The sequence below is a fragment of the Caulobacter zeae genome (assembly GCF_002858925.1).
In the GTDB taxonomy this organism is placed as follows: Bacteria; Pseudomonadota; Alphaproteobacteria; order Caulobacterales; family Caulobacteraceae; genus Caulobacter; species Caulobacter zeae.
This window is the reverse complement of record NZ_PJRS01000011.1, coordinates 295,552-310,291: the sequence shown is the minus strand read 5'-3', so window position 1 is coordinate 310,291 and position 14,740 is coordinate 295,552. Positions and strand designations below refer to the sequence as shown.

The window sequence follows — 14,740 nt, the reverse complement described above, 5'->3', positions numbered from 1 at the left end:
AAATATTTCAATCTCTTATGTCGGATTGGCGACAGCAACTTCGATGGCGCCGAGACGTTGAAGCAGCCAACTGCTCACAACCGAAAGACGTCCCATGGCCACCCCGGCTAAGACCAAGGCCAAGACGGCCGGCGCGAATTCCACGCCCCCGACCAACGCCCCGCCCCCGCGTCCGGCGGGCCCCTCGACCGAAGGCGAGACCCTGATCCTTCCCGGCGGCGAGACCCATCAGCAGGCCGACGCCCCGGCCACGCAGCTGACCACCAACCAGGGCGTGCCGATCGCCGACAACCAGAACTCGCTCAAGGCCGGCGCGCGCGGTCCGGTGCTGCTGCAGGACTTCATCCTGCGCGAGAAGATCATGCACTTCGATCACGAGCGCATTCCTGAGCGCGTGGTCCACGCCCGCGGTTCGGCCGCGCACGGCTTCTTTGAGTGCCTGGAATCCTGCGCCGACGTCACCATCGCCGACTTCCTGCAGCGACCCGGCGAGCGCATTCCGGTGTTCACGCGCTTCTCGACCGTGGCCGGCAACAAGGGCTCGGCCGACCTGCCGCGCGACGTACGCGGCTTTGCGGTGAAGTTCTATACTCAGGCAGGCAACTTCGATCTCGTCGGCAACAACATGCCGGTGTTCTTCATCCAGGACGCCATCAAGTTTCCCGACCTGATCCACGCGGCCAAGCAGGACCCCGACCGCGAGTTCCCGCAGGCGGCCACGGCGCACGACACGTTCTGGGACTTCATCTCGCTGACGCCCGAGAGCATGCACATGATCATGTGGGCGATGAGCGACCGGGCCATCCCGCGCTCATTGCGCATGATGGAGGGCTTTGGCGTTCACACCTTCCGCCTGATCAACGCGGCGGGCCAGAGCACCTTCGTCAAGTTCCACTGGCGGCCCAAGCTCGGCTCGCAATCGGTGGTCTGGGACGAGGCGCTGAAGATCAACGGCGCCGATCCCGACTTCCATCGGCGCGACCTGTGGGAGGCCATCGAGGGCGGAGATTTCCCAGAGTGGGAGTTTTGCCTGCAGACCTTCACCCAGGAACAGGCCGACGGTTTCGACTTCGACGTGCTGGACGCCACCAAGCTGATCCCCGAGGAAGATGCGCCCCTGCGCGTCGTCGGGCGCATGGTGCTGGATCGCAACCCCGACAACTTCTTCGCCGAGACCGAACAAGTAGCCTACTGCGCCGCGCACGTAGTTCCGGGCATCGACTTCACCAATGACCCGCTGCTGCAGGGGCGCCTCTTTTCCTACCAGGACACCCAGCTCAAGCGCCTGGGCGGCCCCAACTTCCACCAGATTCCGATCAACCAGCCCAAGTGCCCGTTCCACAATCTGCAGCGTGACGGCCACATGCAGATGGGCGCGCCCAAGGGCCAGGTGAACTACGAGCCCTCGACCCTGGGGTCGGACGTGGCGCGCGAGTCCCAGGAGCGCGGCTTTACGTCCTTCCCCAATCCCGAGGCCGGCGAGCAGATGCGGATCCGACCCGAGAGCTTCGCCGACCACTACACCCAGGCCCGATTGTTCTTCGCCAGCCAGACCAAGCCCGAGCAGGATCACATCGTCGCGGCCCTGGTCTTCGAGCTCAGCAAGTGCGTCACGCCAAGGGTGCGCGAGGCGGTGCTGTCGCGCCTGATCCACATCGACGAATTCCTGGCCCAGTCGGTGGCCGAGGGCCTGGGCTTCACGGGAAAGATCGTTCCGGCCGCCGCGCCGATCCTGGCCAAGGACATGACCCCGTCGCCCATGCTCAGCCTGCTGGCCAAGGCGCGGCCCACGCTGGAAGGCCGCAAGGTCGGCGTCCTGGTCAGCGACGGCGCCGACGACAAGCTCCTGGCCAAGCTGAAGACGGCCGTCGAGACGGCCGGCGCGCGGCTGCAGATCATCGCCCCGACCATCTATGGCGTCACGACGGCCGGCGGCGCCCTGCTGCCTGCCGACCACAAGATCGACGGCGGCCCTTCGGTGCTGTTCGACGCGGTGGCGATCCTGCCGTCAGACGAGGGCGGTACGCAGCTGGCCCTGGAAGCGGCGGCCGTCAACTTCCTGCGCGACGCCTACGGCCACCTCAAGGTCATCGCCTACCTGCCCTCGGCCGCCCCCCTGTTCGCCAAGGGCGGGATCACCGAGGTGGGGCCGGACGACGACGAAGGCCTGATCGATCTCGAAGCCTCCAGCGTCGACGACTTCGTCGCCACGGCTTCCACGGGCCGGGTCTGGGCCCGCGAGCCTCTCGTGCGTCCGCCTCCCAAGCCGCTGCTCGCCGATCCTGCATGAGCGATCGGCGCACATGAGCGACGAGAGGATTGACTGCCTGATCGTCGGCGGCGGACCCGCAGGCCTGACCGCCGCGATCTATCTGGCGCGCTTCCGGCTGTCGGTGGTGGTCGTCGACGCCGGCCACAGCCGCGCCGCCCTGATCGCGCTAACCCGCAACCATGCGGGCTTTCCCGAAGGCATATCGGGCAAGGCCCTGCTGGCGCGTATGCGTCGGCAGGCTGAGCTCCATGGCGCACGGATCATCTTGGGCCGGGTCGAAGAACTGAACGTCGCGCCCGAAGGCTTTATCGTCCGCAGTTCGACCGGCGAGCTTCGGGCTGGCGCCGTATTGCTCGCGACCGGGGTGACCAATCTTCGCCCCCCGATGGACGAGACGCTTCACATGCGGGCGCTGGAGCAAGGCCGCCTGCGTTACTGCCCGGTCTGCGACGGATACGAAGTGACAGACCAAAGGGTGGCGGTGATAGGCGCTGGCGCCCGCGCGGCGGGCGAGGCAGAATTCCTGCGCGCCTATACAGCGAGCGTCACGCTGATCGCGCTGGAGGCCGATGACGGGCTCGACGACAGCCAGCGCCGGCGTCTCGATGAGATCGGGGTCAGGCGCATCGCCGGCCCGGCTGGAGACTTCGCATTGGAGGACGACAGCATCAGCCTGGCCTGCTCCAAGGGACGCCTGCGCTTCGATGCGATCTATCCCGCGCTCGGATCGGCGGTTCACTCCGACCTGGCGCACGGCCTGGGCGCGGCGGTGACGCAAGACGGCTGCATCAGGGTGGACGCCCATCAACGGACAAGCATCGACGGCCTGTACGCCGCCGGCGACGTCGTGCTGGGCCTGGACCAGATCAGCCACGCCATGGGCGAGGCCGGCGTCGCCGCCACGTCCCTGCGCAACGATCTGGCCAAGCAGGCGCCGTTCCTGCGCTGACCAGGGGAGGCTGCGGGAAACGCCCCGAAGCCCCCCTGCCCGACAGGCCTAGCGCGGATCGCGCAGATAGACGGTCCTGCTGCGGCCGCGCAGAAGCAGTCCCAGTACGATGCCGACGGCCGCCGCGATGGCCACGGCCGGAAGGGGCTTATCCTTCACATAGGTCTCGACGGTGTCGAGGCGTTCGTGCACCCCGCCGCGCACCGTATCCAGCGCGCCCTCGAGCCGGTCGCGCACATCGTCGGTGAGCTTGCCGTAAGCCCGCTGGGCGCCGCCGGCGGCTTGGTTGAGCTTGCCCTTGATCTGGGTGGCGCTGTCGCCGGTCAATCCGCCGACGGCGTCCTGGACCCGGCCGACGCCCTGGCGGGCGACGCCTGTGACTTGATCGTCCATCGGTCTGTCCTTTGCTTGCCGCCGAACGCGGCGACAGACCAATCCGCCAACCCGCATGGGTGTTCCGGGGAATGTTCGCCGGCGTTCGATTGGCGTTCTATTTCTGCTCCCGATCGATCAGCCGGCGCTCCGCCCGGCGCGCCCGACGGTTCCTGCGCGCCAGACGCAGATATCCGCCGCAGACGAGAACGAAGCCGCCCGCGACAAGGATCAGCGCCAGTCCGATGTGATCTCGCACAGGCCAGCCATAGAAGCGCGCCGCGACGATGAAGCCCAATAGAGCGAGCGCGGCGCCGCAGACACCGGCCATAAAGGCTCCGCCAACGGGCTTTGGCGCATACGCCTCGGCCCGATCCTCAGCCAGCATCTCGCGTTCGGTCTCGTTCATTTCGTAGTCTAACATGGTCACGACGCTAGGCCCCGCGATCATCGCCTCCGCGCGAACGGAGCAGTTCCAGAATTCCCGAAAGCGACACCCGCTACGACAAGTTGGCAGCAAACATCCCTCGAGCGTGCTCATCGCCGCCCTCTACGCATAAAGGCTCAATTGAATCCGGACGCGAACGATTAGCGCCGGAGCTATCCTGCGCCGACCTTGAACATTGCCGAGGTCGGCGCGCTGGCTTTTAGGAAATTCCGGATTCGGTCTGGCGCGGCGTCCGTCGGCGAATGCGTTCGCCCCGCTTGCAAGGTGCCTAGCGGCAAACCGCGCCGCCAGCCAATTCATGCTGTCGCCCGCCCCATGCCGCCCGCACAGTCGAGGACGTCCAAACGCGAGCCGCATATGGGGGTTTTCTGGGGCTTGCTTCAGATGCTGGGTTTGTTCCCCTGGCAGGGAGTCGAACCAGAGACCTCTAGGTTCGGCGATGGGGCGCTCGTCAACATCGCGGCATGCTCAAAGGGGCGTCGGCGTCGCCGAGCACATCTAACGCGATGTGTTGAATGCTAGGCTGGGTCGCGAACTGGACTTAGCGCAACGCGTTGCGCGCCGCCGACTGGTGGTCGGGACGATGATGCCCGTAGTGCTTCTCGATCATGGCCCGTGGAGGATCGCCCCGACCAGCAGGCTGTGGCTGGTCTTCTCCCAATGCGAGCGACGCTCGAGCGCGCCTTCGATGTCGCAACGGAAGTTGAGGGTGCGCAGCGGGCCCTTGAAGGCGCCGTTTTCGAGTTGGGTGACGTGGCCGAGGGTGGCGGTCATGGCGGGGTTCCTTTGCCTGCTTCGTCGGGGCCGATCCCCGGCGACAGGCGCCCCGTCTGGCCGCCCCGGCCCGCCTTGACCCGCAGGGCCGCAAGGCCCGGAGGGCCGGAGCGGAGCGGAGGACCCGAGCGGCGGGCTTTTTTGAAGCGAAGCGGCGCGAGGAGCCCCGCCCCTCTTGTCTTGGGGCGCGGCGGGGAAAAAGTTCGCCGCGACGGTTCAAGGCGGCCCGGGGCGGCCACAGGGTCCAAGCCATCGTCGTGGGTTGGTCCTCGACGCAGCGGCGAGGACCCCCGCCATGACCGCCGCCCTCGACCACGGCGCCGTCCTTGATCGTCTCCAGCACCAGCAGGGGCACGAGGACGCCGCGTCGGCCGATGGAGGGCCGGATGTCGGCGACGTCCGGGCGGGCCTGCCGTGGTGCATGTTCAGCGGCGAGATCGTCATGTTGCGGGGGTCTGCGAAAGCGAGTTTCATCGGAGCACTCCTTGTCTCCAGGGGGTGAACCGGCCGCGCCGCTTCAGGCTGTCCAGGCGGGAGGGCGGGGCCGGGATGCGCCAGGAGCGGCGCGGCGACCGGCGCCGGGCGAGCCCGGCGCGCGGAAGGGGGATCGCCAGGGGCGGCCGGACGCGATGTCAGGACGGCGGCGCGTCGGCGGCGGCCATCAGCCGGACCATGCCTTCGGCGAACACCGAGCCCAGCGGCAGGCGCACGGCGGCCAGTTCCGACAGGCTGACATAGCCCAGTTCCGGCGCGCCCTGGTCGAGGTCGCAGAGCCCAAACAGGGTGTCTTCGTCGGGCAGCATCTCGCAGATCAGCCAGCGCCCCGGACCGACCGGGTTGAAGAGCTTGACGAGGGGGACGCGGTCGCCCGCGTCGGGCCGGTGGCCGTTGGCCAGCAAGGCCGCGCGGAGATCGTCGGGGATCAGCGGCGGAGGCAAGGCGGGCGGCCGGATGATGACGCGCCCTCCCCCTTGCCGCGCGCCGCACCCGCCTCGTCCGCCCCGAAGGCCAGCAGGAAGTCGGCCGCCTTGGAGGCCGCCGAGGCGGCCTTGAAGACGGCGCGATTGTCCTCGCGCAGGATCTCCAGCCACGCGCCCAGATAGTCGGCGTGGCGCACGGTCGGGACGAGCGCATGGGGGGCCTCCTTCACCACCCCAAGCCCGCATCCTTTCGCCGGAAAAAAGGGGGGGGGGGGCGGCGAAGGGCGACGGGAAGGCCCGCGTGAGCGGGCGTCGGCACCCGAAGGGCCGCAACGTAGTGGAGGACCGGCCGCAAGGCCGGTTGCCGGCGGCCGCGGCGGGCCTAGACCGGCGCGCCGCCCACCCCCGTTTCAGGGGAAAGGAAAAACAAAGGAGCCATCGCGCGCAGCGCGATGACCTAATGGAGAGCGTCCTGGCGCCCTGGCGTCTTGGCGCATCGACCGCGCCAGCCAGGTGGGCGCCTTCCATTGATCAGGGAACGCCAAGGCGCAGTTAGCGTTGGCCGCTGTATCGGCCAGGCGTCGCGAGACAGTTGCAGGGGGCAGGGTTATTCGGGCGGACATCTTCACACGTCTCGCCACACGAGATTGGCCTTGGCTGGTTCGGCTCGTCGGCGGCGGCCTGGCGGCGCTGGCGGCGCTGGCGCTCCATGCGCTGATGGACCGGGCCTGGCCCGGCAGCGCCCGCTTCGCGCTGGTCTTTCCCACCATCCTTATCAGTTGCCTGGTGTTTGGGCGGCTGGGCGGGACCAGCACGCTCCTGACTGGCCTGATGGGAATCTGGCTGCTGATCCTGCCCAGTCACGGCGATCTGTCGACGATGAAGGCCGCCGAGGCTGTCAGCCTCCTGACCTACCTGGCTTCTGGTTGCCTGGTCATCGTCGTGACCGAAGGCTACCGGGCGATCAGCCGGCAGTTGCTGGAGGAGCGCGACGCGGCGGCGTTGCACAAGGCCGCCGAGGACGCCCGCTTCGCGGAGCTGTTTCGCAACGCGCCGGGCTTGGTCGCCATCTACCGCGGACGCGAACTGATCATCGAATTCGCCAGCCGCAGCCTCGTGGCTTACCTCGGCCGAGGGGCGCTGGTCGGGCGCGCGTTCGAGGAGGCCGCGCCCGAAACCGCGCCGTCCGTCCTGGCGCTGATGCGGCGCGTCCTGGACGACGGCGAGACGTTCGAGGGTCGCCAGGTCAGCAGCCCCTTGCGACGGCCCGACGGGACGACCGAGGAGCGATACTTCGACCTGCTGTTTCGCCGCATCGAACCGGGTCCGGCCGGTGAACCGCGGCTGCTGGTGCAATCGGTCGACGTCACCGAGGAGGTCGTGCGACGCCAGGAGAGCGAGCGGGCGCGAGAACAGATCAAGGCGGTGCTGGAAGAGATGCCGGTGGGGGTCGCGCTCCTGTCGCCTGAAACCCACGAAGTCATGCTCTACAATCGCGCCGCGGTCGAAATACTCGGACACGGGAGCCTCGGCGGCCTGCCGGAAGACTACGGCGCCTACGGCGCGATCCACCCCGATGGGCGCGCCTATGAGCCGCACGAATATCCGGCCGCGCGGGCCTTGCAGAACGGCGAGGTCATCGTCAGGGAGGCAATGACCTATCTGCGCCCGGATGGAGAACAGGTTCAGTTGACGGTCGATTGCAAACGGGTCGCCGATGTCACAGGCCGACCGCTCGTCGTCTGCACCTTCACCGACGTCACGGCCCTGCAAAAGGCCCTGGATGGCAAGACCCTGCTGATCAACGAGCTCAATCACCGGGTCAAGAACACCCTGGCGACGGTGCAGTCCCTCGCCAGGCAGGCCTTCTCTCACGATCGGCCGGCCGCCTCGGCGCACGAAGCTTTCGAGGGGCGACTGCACGCCTTGTCGCGGGCCCATAACGTGCTGACCAACGCCGATTGGAGAGCCGCCAGCCTGCGCCGCCTGATCGAAGGCGCCATCGCCCCGTTCGGCCCCGAACGCTTCACGGTCCGCGGCGGCGATGCGCATCTGCGGCCAGAAAAGGCCCTGGCCGTCGCGATGGCGCTGCATGAACTGGCCACCAATGCGGTGAAATACGGCGCGCTCTCAAGCGATGTGGGGCATGTCGACATCGATTGCACCCAGAGCGACGCGGCGACGCGCTTGACCTGGCGAGAGCGCGGAGGCCCCACCGTCGCGCCGCCGGCCACGACAGGGTTCGGCGCGCGTCTTCTGCGCCGGGCGCTGGCCCGCGAAGTCGGCGGCCAGATCCGACTGGATTTCGCGCCAGAAGGCGTGGTCTGCATTATCGACGGGCTATGATCGACCGGGCGCTGAGCGGTCGCCGGGCGCGCGGTGGAGGGCTATAGCGGACGGGCTGCGTCAAGAGTTACGGGCGTTCAATATCAGCGCCAACCTCGAGCCGGTGGCCAACCCGCAGCGTCTTGGACAGTAACGCCACGCTCCCGATCAGCACGGCTGGCCCGCCAGGCGCTGGAGATCCAACAGGGTCGGGAGAAGCAAGGTCGGCCCACCCGCACGGGCCTGGCGCCGCGCGCGCCGTCAGGATGCGCTCCAGCCCCCGCCCAGGGCCTGGAAGGATCGGATCGCCGCGCGCGCGGCCTCGGTCCTGGCCTGCGCCTGGGCGTCGCGCACGGAAAGCAGCCGGGCGTCGGCGTCGAGCACTTCGACGAGGCTAACCGCGCCGGCCTCGTAGGCCGCCTGCGAGGCGCTCCTGGCCTTGGCCAGCGACGCTTGGCCATCCCAGAGCGCTTGCGCCTGGCGCTCGCGCTTTACCAGGCTGACGAAGGCGTTCTCGACATCCTCGCTCGCCCGCAGCACCGCCTGCTCGTATGCCGCCAAGGCCTCGGCCTTGCGTCCGCGCGCGGCCTTCACCTCGGCCCTGACGCGGCCGAAGTCGAAAAGCCGCCAGCGCAGACCAACCACGCCCTGGGCCTGGTTCGCGGGGTTCTCGAACAGCGTGTCGCGACTGGTCGTCGCCGTGCCGGCCAGACCGCTCAGGGAAAACTTCGGGAAGTATTGCGAGAGGGCCGAGCCGACCTCGGCGTTGCTGGCCCGCAGGCGCTGCTCGGCGACCACCAGGTCGGGACGGCGGCGCAGCAGTTCGGCGGGCCCGCCTGCGTCCGCCAGGCCCGGCGCGATAGGGATCGGCGTCGCCTCCCCGAGCTCGCCGCGATAGGTTCCGGGCTGGACGCCCTGGATGACATCCATGGCGTTGAGCGCCGCTTCCAGGCCCTCCTCGAGCACGGGAATGCTGGCGCGGGTCTGGGCCAGGGCGCCTTGGGCCTGTTGCAGCTGCAGGTCGGCGGCCGCGCCATTATCGTATTGAAGGCGTACGGTGTCGACGAGCCGCGCCTGGGTCTCCACCTGGTCGCGGGCGACGGCCAGCCGCGCCTGCAGGCCGCGCACCAGGACGTAGGTGTCGGCGGTCTGAGCGGCCACAGCCAGCCTTGCCGCCCCCATCCCGGCCTTGGCCGCGTCATAGCGGGCCAGCGCGGCCTCCCGGTCGCGCCGTGTCCCGCCAAAGACGTCCAATTCCCAGCCAGCGACGAGATTGCCTTCATAGAGGGACCCGTCCCGGTCGAAACCTGGCGTTGCGGCTAGAAGGCGTCCCGTCGGCGTCTGGGTCGAGGCGTGAACGGCCGCCGCTTGGGCCTGGACCGAGGCGGACGGCAGCAGCGCGGCCGTGGCCGCGCCAAGACCCGCCCGCGCCTGGTTTACGCGCGCGGCGGCCCCAGCCAGGTCCAGGTTCTGCGCCAGGGCGCGATCAACAATGCGGTCGAGGACGGGGTCGTTGAACCCCTTCCACCAGGCGTCGGCCGGCGTCGCGGCGAGCCCGCGCGCGTTCACCGCCGCCTGCCCCATGAAGGCGCTCGCCTTGGGCGGCGTCGGCGCGGCGTAGTCGGGACCGATGGCGCATCCGGCGGCGAGGACGGCGCTGGCGGCCAGCAGGGCGTATAGACTGACAGAGCGCATGGGTAACTCACTGAGCGCGATTGGATCGTGACCAAATGCCAATGTCGTCACTCGTTTGTCAATCACCGGCCCGAATGCTAGCTTTGCGCCATGAGCATGATCGACCTTTCCCCTCCCGCGGCCGGCCAGCGCGGCCCCGTCGAACACGGCGTTCGCGACCAGATCGTCGATGCGGCCAGGGCGCATTTCAGCCGCTTCGGCTATGGCAAGACCACGGTGGCCGATCTGGCCAAGGCCATCGGCTTCTCCAAGGCCTACATCTACAAGTTCTTCGATTCCAAGCAGGCCATCGGCCAGGCCATCTGCGCCCAGTGCCTGGACAAGGTGCTGGCGGGCGGCGAAGCGGGCGTGGTGGAAGGCAAATCCGCGGCCGACAAGTTCAGGCGATATTTCAATGGCTTGATATCGACCAGCGCCGAGCTCTTCTTCGAGGACAAGATGCTCTACGACATCGCCGCCCATGCGGCCGAAGAGCACTGGCCCCCGGCGGTGGCCTATATGACCAGCGCCGAGGACCGCCTGAAGGCGATCATCCTCCTGGGCCGCGAGACCGGCGAGTTCGAGCGCAAGACGCCGATCGACGAGACCTGCGAAGCCATCCTCCTGGTCATGCAGAGCTTCATGAACCCCTTGATGCTCAAGCACAATCTGGACGGCCTGCCCGAGGCGCCGACCAAGGCGATCAATCTCGTCCTGCGCAGCCTCGCGCCATAGGCGGGGCAAACGACGCGATGTGACGAGTTGACAATTTAGTCACTGGATATCAGCCTAGGTTCCTCCCCTCCCGGCAGGATCCCCTAAGCCATGTCGTCTCGAACTCTCGCCGCCGCCCTGCTCATCGGCGGCCTTGCCCCCCTGGCAGCCTGTGGCGGCAAAGCCGGCGCCGACGATCCGCGCACCGCGCCGCCCATCGTCCGGGTCGCCACCGCGGGCCCGGCCGGGGGCGGCGAGCGGCGCTTCAGCGGCGTGGTCACCGCCCGCGTGCAGAGCGATCTGGGCTTTCGGGTCGGCGGCAAGGTGGTTGCTCGCCTGGTCGACGCGGGTCAGACCGTGCGACGCGGCCAACCGCTGATGCGGATCGACGCCACCGACTACGCCCTGAGCGTCACGGCCCAGAACGAGCTGGTGGCGGCCGCACGGGCCCGGGCCTCGCAGACGGCGTCGGACGAGCGGCGGCTTCGGGGTCTGGTCGCGGCGGGCGCCATCTCGGCCCTGGCCTATGACCAGGCCAAGGCCGCCGCCGACGCCGCCAAGGCCCAACTCGACGCCGCCGAAGCCCAGGCTCGCCTGTCGAAGAACACTGCCGGCTACGCGGTTCTGACCGCCGACGCCGACGGCGTCGTGGTCGAGACCCTGGCCGAACCCGGCCAGGTCGTGGCCGCGGGCCAGCCGGTCGTTCGCCTGGCCCAGGCAGGCCCTCGCGAGGCCACGATCACCCTGCCCGAGACGGTCCGTCCCGCCCTGGGGTCGCCCGCCACGGCCTACGGCTTCAGCGGCCTGGCGGTCGGCCAGGCCCGCCTTCGCCAGCTCTCGGATGCGGCCGACCCACGCACCCGCACCTTCGAGGCCAGGTACGTGCTGAGCGGCGCCGGGGCCCAGGCGCCGCTCGGCTCGACCATGGTCGTGGCCCTGCCCGCCCAACCGGACGCGGCGAGCAAAGGCCTCGATGTCCCCATCGGCGCCCTGTACGACGCCGGCAAGGGGGCGGGCGTCTGGGTGGTCAAGCCTGGAACCTCGAGCGTCGACTGGCGTCCCGTCCAGGTCGCCGGCGTGGGCGCCGAGACCGTGACGATCATCGGGGGCCTGCGCGGCGGCGAGCGGTTCGTGGCGCTGGGCGCTCACATGCTCCACCAGGGCCAGCGCGTGCGCGTCCAGACCGGAGCGGCGCAATGAACTTCAATCTCTCCGCCCTGGCGGTGCGCGAGCGATCGATCACCCTCTTCCTGATCATCGCCATGACCTTTGCCGGCGCCTTCGCCTTCCTGAAGCTGGGACGCGCCGAGGACCCGAGCTTCTCGATCAAGGTCATGACCATCGTCAGCGCCTGGCCTGGCGCCACGGCCCAGGAGATGCAGGACCAGGTGGCCGAGCCGCTGGAAAAGCGGATGCAGGAACTGAAGTGGTACGACCGGTCGGAGACCTTCACACGGCCCGGCCTGGCCTTCACCACCCTGACCCTGAAGGATCAGATCCCGGCCAAGGAGGTCCCAGAGCAGTTCTACCAGACCCGCAAGAAGATGGCCGACGAGGCCGCCAACCTGCCGCGCGGCGTGCTGGGTCCGTTCGTCAACGACGAGTACGGCGACGTGACCTTCGCGCTCTATGCGCTCAAGGCCAGGGGCGAGCCGCAGCGCCTGCTGGCGCGCCAGGCCGAGATCCTGCGCCAGCGCCTGTTGCACGTGCCTGGCGTCAAGAAGGTCCAGATCATCGGCGAGCAGCCGCAGAAGATCTTCGTGGAGTTCAGCCAGGCGCGCATTGCGACGCTCGGCGTCAGCCCGCGCGACCTTTTCGCCGCGCTGAATGATCGCAACCTGGTCACCCCCGCCGGGGCGATCGAGACCCAAGGTCCCCAGGTGCAGATCCGCCTCGACGGCGCGATCGACAGCCTGGAGACGATCAAGGAGACGCCGATCGTGGTCGGCGGCCGCACGCTCAAGCTTGGCGACATCGCCGAGGTCAAGCGCGGCTACGAAGACCCCGCCACCTTCATGATCCGCAGCAGCGGCGAGCCGGCAATCGTGCTGGGCGTGGTGATGAAGGACCGCTTCAACGGGCTGGAGCTGGGCAAGAACCTCGACAGGGAAGCCAAGGCTATTTCGGCCGAGATGCCGCTGGGCATGAGCTTCGACAAGATCACCGACCAGTCGGTGAACATCGTCGAGGCCTATGACGAGTTCATGCTGAAGTTTTTCGTGGCCCTGGCCGTGGTCATCGTCGTCAGCCTGATCAGCCTGGGCTTCAGGGTCGGGGTGGTGGTGGCCATGGCTGTGCCGCTGACCCTGGCAGGCGTCTTCGTGATCATGCTGATCACCGGCCGCGATTTCGACCGCATCACCCTGGGCGCGCTGATCCTGTCGCTGGGTCTGCTGGTCGACGACGCCATCATCATCATCGAGACGATCGTGGTGAAGATGGAGGAGGGCAAGGACCGGATCTCGGCGGCGACCTATGCCTGGGGTCATACGGCCGCCCCGATGCTGGCCGGCACCCTGGTGACGATCATCGGCCTTATGCCTGTGGGCTTCGCCAAGTCCACGGCCGGCGAATACGCCGGCAACATCTTCTGGGTGGTGGCCTTCGCCCTGATCACCTCCTGGTTCGTGGCGGTGATCTTCACGCCCTATCTGGGCGTCCTGATGATCCCCAAGATCAAGCCGATCAAGGGCGGGCACGCGGCGATCTACGATACGCCGCGCTATCGCAAGCTGCGCTCGATGGTCGTCTGGACGGTGGAAAACCGCTTCAAGGTGGCGGCCGGCGTCGGCGCGGCCATGGTGGCGGCCGTACTGATGATGGGCGGCGTCAAGCAGCAGTTCTTCCCCGGCTCGGATCGCCCCGAGGTTCTGATCGAGGTGCAGATGCCGCCAGGCCAGAGCATCGCCTCCACCAGCCAGGCCGTGGCCAAGGTCGAGGCGTGGCTTGCCAAGCAGCCCGAGGCCAAGATCGTCACCAGCTATATCGGCCAGGGCGCGCCGCGCTTCTTCCTGGCCATCTCGCCCGAGCTGCCCGATCCGTCCTTCGCCAAGATCGTGGTGCTGACGCCCGATGAAAAGGCGCGCGACGCCCTCAAGAAGCGCCTGCGCCAGTTCGCGGCCGCCGGCTCGGTTCCGGGCGCCAGGATCCGCGCCACCCAGATCGTGTTCGGCCCGCCCTCGCCTTTCCCGGTGGCCTTCAGGGTCATGGGCCCGGACGCCGATCGCGTTCGCGACATCGCCGAGGAGGTCAAGGGCGTGATGCTGCGCAACGACGGCATGCGCCAGGTCAACACCGACTGGGGCGAGCGCGCGCCGACCGTGCATTTCGTGCTCGACCAGGACCGGCTGCGCGCCTTTGGCCTCAGCTCCGCCGACGCCTCCCAGCAGTTGCAGTTCCTGCTGACGGGCGTGCCGGTCACCCAGGTTCGCGAGGACATCCGCTCGGTCGAAGTGGTCGCGCGCACCACCGGCCAGGAGCGACTCGATCCGGCCAAGCTCGGCGCCTTCACCCTGGTGGGCGCGGCGGGCGAGCGCATCCCGCTCGACCAGATCGGCAAGGCCGAGATCCGCATGGAGGACCCCATCCTGCGCCGTCGCGATCGCCTGACGACGATCACCGTTCGCGGCGACATCGACGAGGCCCTGCAGCCGCCGGACGTCTCGACCCAGGTCCAAAAGTCGCTGCAGCCGATCATCAAGGCGCTGCCGGCCGGCTACCGGATCGAGATGGGCGGTTCGATCGAGGAGGCGGGCAAGGCCAATGTCGCCCTGGCCGCGGTCTTCCCGCTGATGTTCATCCTGATGATGGTGGTGATCATCTTCCAGGTTCGCTCGCTGTCGGCGATGTGGATGGTGCTGCTGACCGCGCCGCTGGCCCTGGTGGGGGTGGCGCCCACCCTGCTGATCTTCAACCAGCCGTTCGGCTTCAACGCGATCCTGGGCCTGATCGCCCTGGCCGGCATCATCATGCGCAACAGCCTGATCCTGATCGGCCAGATCCAGATCAACCAGGAAGAGGGCCTGGATCCTTTCCACGCCGTCGTCGAGGCCACCGTCCAGCGCGCAAGGCCGGTCATCCTGACCGCGCTTGCGGCGGTGTTCGCCTTCATCCCCCTGACCCTGTCGGTGTTCTGGTCGTCGATGGCCTACACCCTGATCGGGGGCACCATCGGCGGCACCATCCTGACGCTTGTCTTTCTGCCGCCGCTCTACGCCATGTGGTTTCGGATCAAGACCCCCCGCAGCGACGCGGCATCCACCAACGCCCCCGAGCCGCTGGCGACATGACGA

Annotated in this window: 13 protein-coding genes; 7 read left to right on the top strand and 6 right to left on the bottom strand. The window is 68.3% G+C overall.

The features are described 5' to 3' along the window. The first annotated feature begins 94 nt into the window (after positions 1-94). Both SGCZBJ_RS06200 and SGCZBJ_RS06195 read left to right on the top strand, forming a co-directional pair. Positions 95-2,290 (top strand): catalase, encoded by a 2,196-nt coding sequence (locus SGCZBJ_RS06200; protein WP_101717135.1) that lies wholly within the window; start codon positions 95-97, stop codon positions 2,288-2,290. 13 nt (positions 2,291-2,303) lie between these two features. Further along, positions 2,304-3,221 carry an NAD(P)/FAD-dependent oxidoreductase gene (locus SGCZBJ_RS06195; RefSeq protein WP_101717134.1) on the top strand — a complete coding sequence of 306 codons (918 nt, stop codon included), beginning with the start codon at positions 2,304-2,306 and terminating at the stop codon, positions 3,219-3,221. A gap of 48 nt (positions 3,222-3,269) precedes the next feature. On the opposite strand, the gene SGCZBJ_RS06190 is transcribed toward SGCZBJ_RS06195, so the two are convergent. The 3 genes from SGCZBJ_RS06190 to SGCZBJ_RS25590 all read right to left on the bottom strand — a co-directional run bounded on the left by SGCZBJ_RS06190 (position 3,270) and on the right by SGCZBJ_RS25590 (position 4,815). Continuing rightward, complete coding sequence (locus SGCZBJ_RS06190) at positions 3,270-3,614, bottom strand: CsbD family protein (protein ID WP_101717133.1); 345 nt, start codon at positions 3,612-3,614, stop codon at positions 3,270-3,272. A gap of 97 nt (positions 3,615-3,711) precedes the next feature. Then, positions 3,712-4,002, bottom strand: coding sequence for a hypothetical protein (locus SGCZBJ_RS06185; RefSeq protein ID WP_133149199.1), 291 nt, complete (start codon positions 4,000-4,002; stop codon positions 3,712-3,714). Between the two features lie 645 nt (positions 4,003-4,647). Then, positions 4,648-4,815: a hypothetical protein gene (locus tag SGCZBJ_RS25590; RefSeq protein ID WP_165799253.1), complete on the bottom strand. Its 168-nt coding sequence runs from the start codon at positions 4,813-4,815 to the stop codon at positions 4,648-4,650. A gap of 295 nt (positions 4,816-5,110) precedes the next feature. Here SGCZBJ_RS25590 and SGCZBJ_RS06180 point away from each other — a divergent pair, with 295 nt between their 5' ends. Beyond that, positions 5,111-5,317, top strand: coding sequence for a hypothetical protein (locus SGCZBJ_RS06180; protein WP_133149198.1), 207 nt, complete (start codon positions 5,111-5,113; stop codon positions 5,315-5,317). Between the two features lie 130 nt (positions 5,318-5,447). On the opposite strand, the gene SGCZBJ_RS06175 is transcribed toward SGCZBJ_RS06180, so the two are convergent. Together SGCZBJ_RS06175 and SGCZBJ_RS06170 are read right to left on the bottom strand one after the other, a co-directional pair. Beyond that, positions 5,448-5,753 (bottom strand): DUF2958 domain-containing protein, encoded by a 306-nt coding sequence (locus SGCZBJ_RS06175; RefSeq protein WP_240621424.1) that lies wholly within the window; start codon positions 5,751-5,753, stop codon positions 5,448-5,450. After that, positions 5,738-5,965 (bottom strand): zincin-like metallopeptidase domain-containing protein, encoded by a 228-nt coding sequence (locus SGCZBJ_RS06170; RefSeq protein WP_240621423.1) that lies wholly within the window; start codon positions 5,963-5,965, stop codon positions 5,738-5,740. The genes SGCZBJ_RS06175 and SGCZBJ_RS06170 overlap by 16 nt, the downstream gene beginning before the upstream one ends. A gap of 328 nt (positions 5,966-6,293) precedes the next feature. Between SGCZBJ_RS06170 and SGCZBJ_RS06165 the strand changes: the two genes are divergently transcribed. Next, on the top strand, positions 6,294-8,081 hold the full coding sequence (locus tag SGCZBJ_RS06165) for a sensor histidine kinase (protein WP_133149197.1): 1,788 nt from the start codon (positions 6,294-6,296) through the stop codon (positions 8,079-8,081). A gap of 240 nt (positions 8,082-8,321) precedes the next feature. Here the strand turns inward: SGCZBJ_RS06165 and SGCZBJ_RS06160 are convergent, their stop codons facing one another. After that, a complete protein-coding gene (locus SGCZBJ_RS06160; protein ID WP_101717128.1) occupies positions 8,322-9,755 on the bottom strand; it encodes an efflux transporter outer membrane subunit in 1,434 nt (477 codons plus the stop codon). A gap of 90 nt (positions 9,756-9,845) precedes the next feature. Between SGCZBJ_RS06160 and SGCZBJ_RS06155 the strand changes: the two genes are divergently transcribed. The 3 genes from SGCZBJ_RS06155 (at position 9,846) to SGCZBJ_RS06145 (ending at position 14,737) form a co-directional block, all read left to right on the top strand. Then, positions 9,846-10,469: a TetR/AcrR family transcriptional regulator gene (locus tag SGCZBJ_RS06155; protein WP_101717127.1), complete on the top strand. Its 624-nt coding sequence runs from the start codon at positions 9,846-9,848 to the stop codon at positions 10,467-10,469. Positions 10,470-10,559: 90 nt separating this feature from the next. Beyond that, positions 10,560-11,648 carry an efflux RND transporter periplasmic adaptor subunit gene (locus SGCZBJ_RS06150; RefSeq protein WP_101717126.1) on the top strand — a complete coding sequence of 363 codons (1,089 nt, stop codon included), beginning with the start codon at positions 10,560-10,562 and terminating at the stop codon, positions 11,646-11,648. Then, a complete protein-coding gene (locus SGCZBJ_RS06145) occupies positions 11,645-14,737 on the top strand; it encodes an efflux RND transporter permease subunit (protein ID WP_101717125.1) in 3,093 nt (1,030 codons plus the stop codon). The genes SGCZBJ_RS06150 and SGCZBJ_RS06145 overlap by 4 nt, the downstream gene beginning before the upstream one ends. The last annotated feature ends 3 nt before the right edge of the window (positions 14,738-14,740 follow it).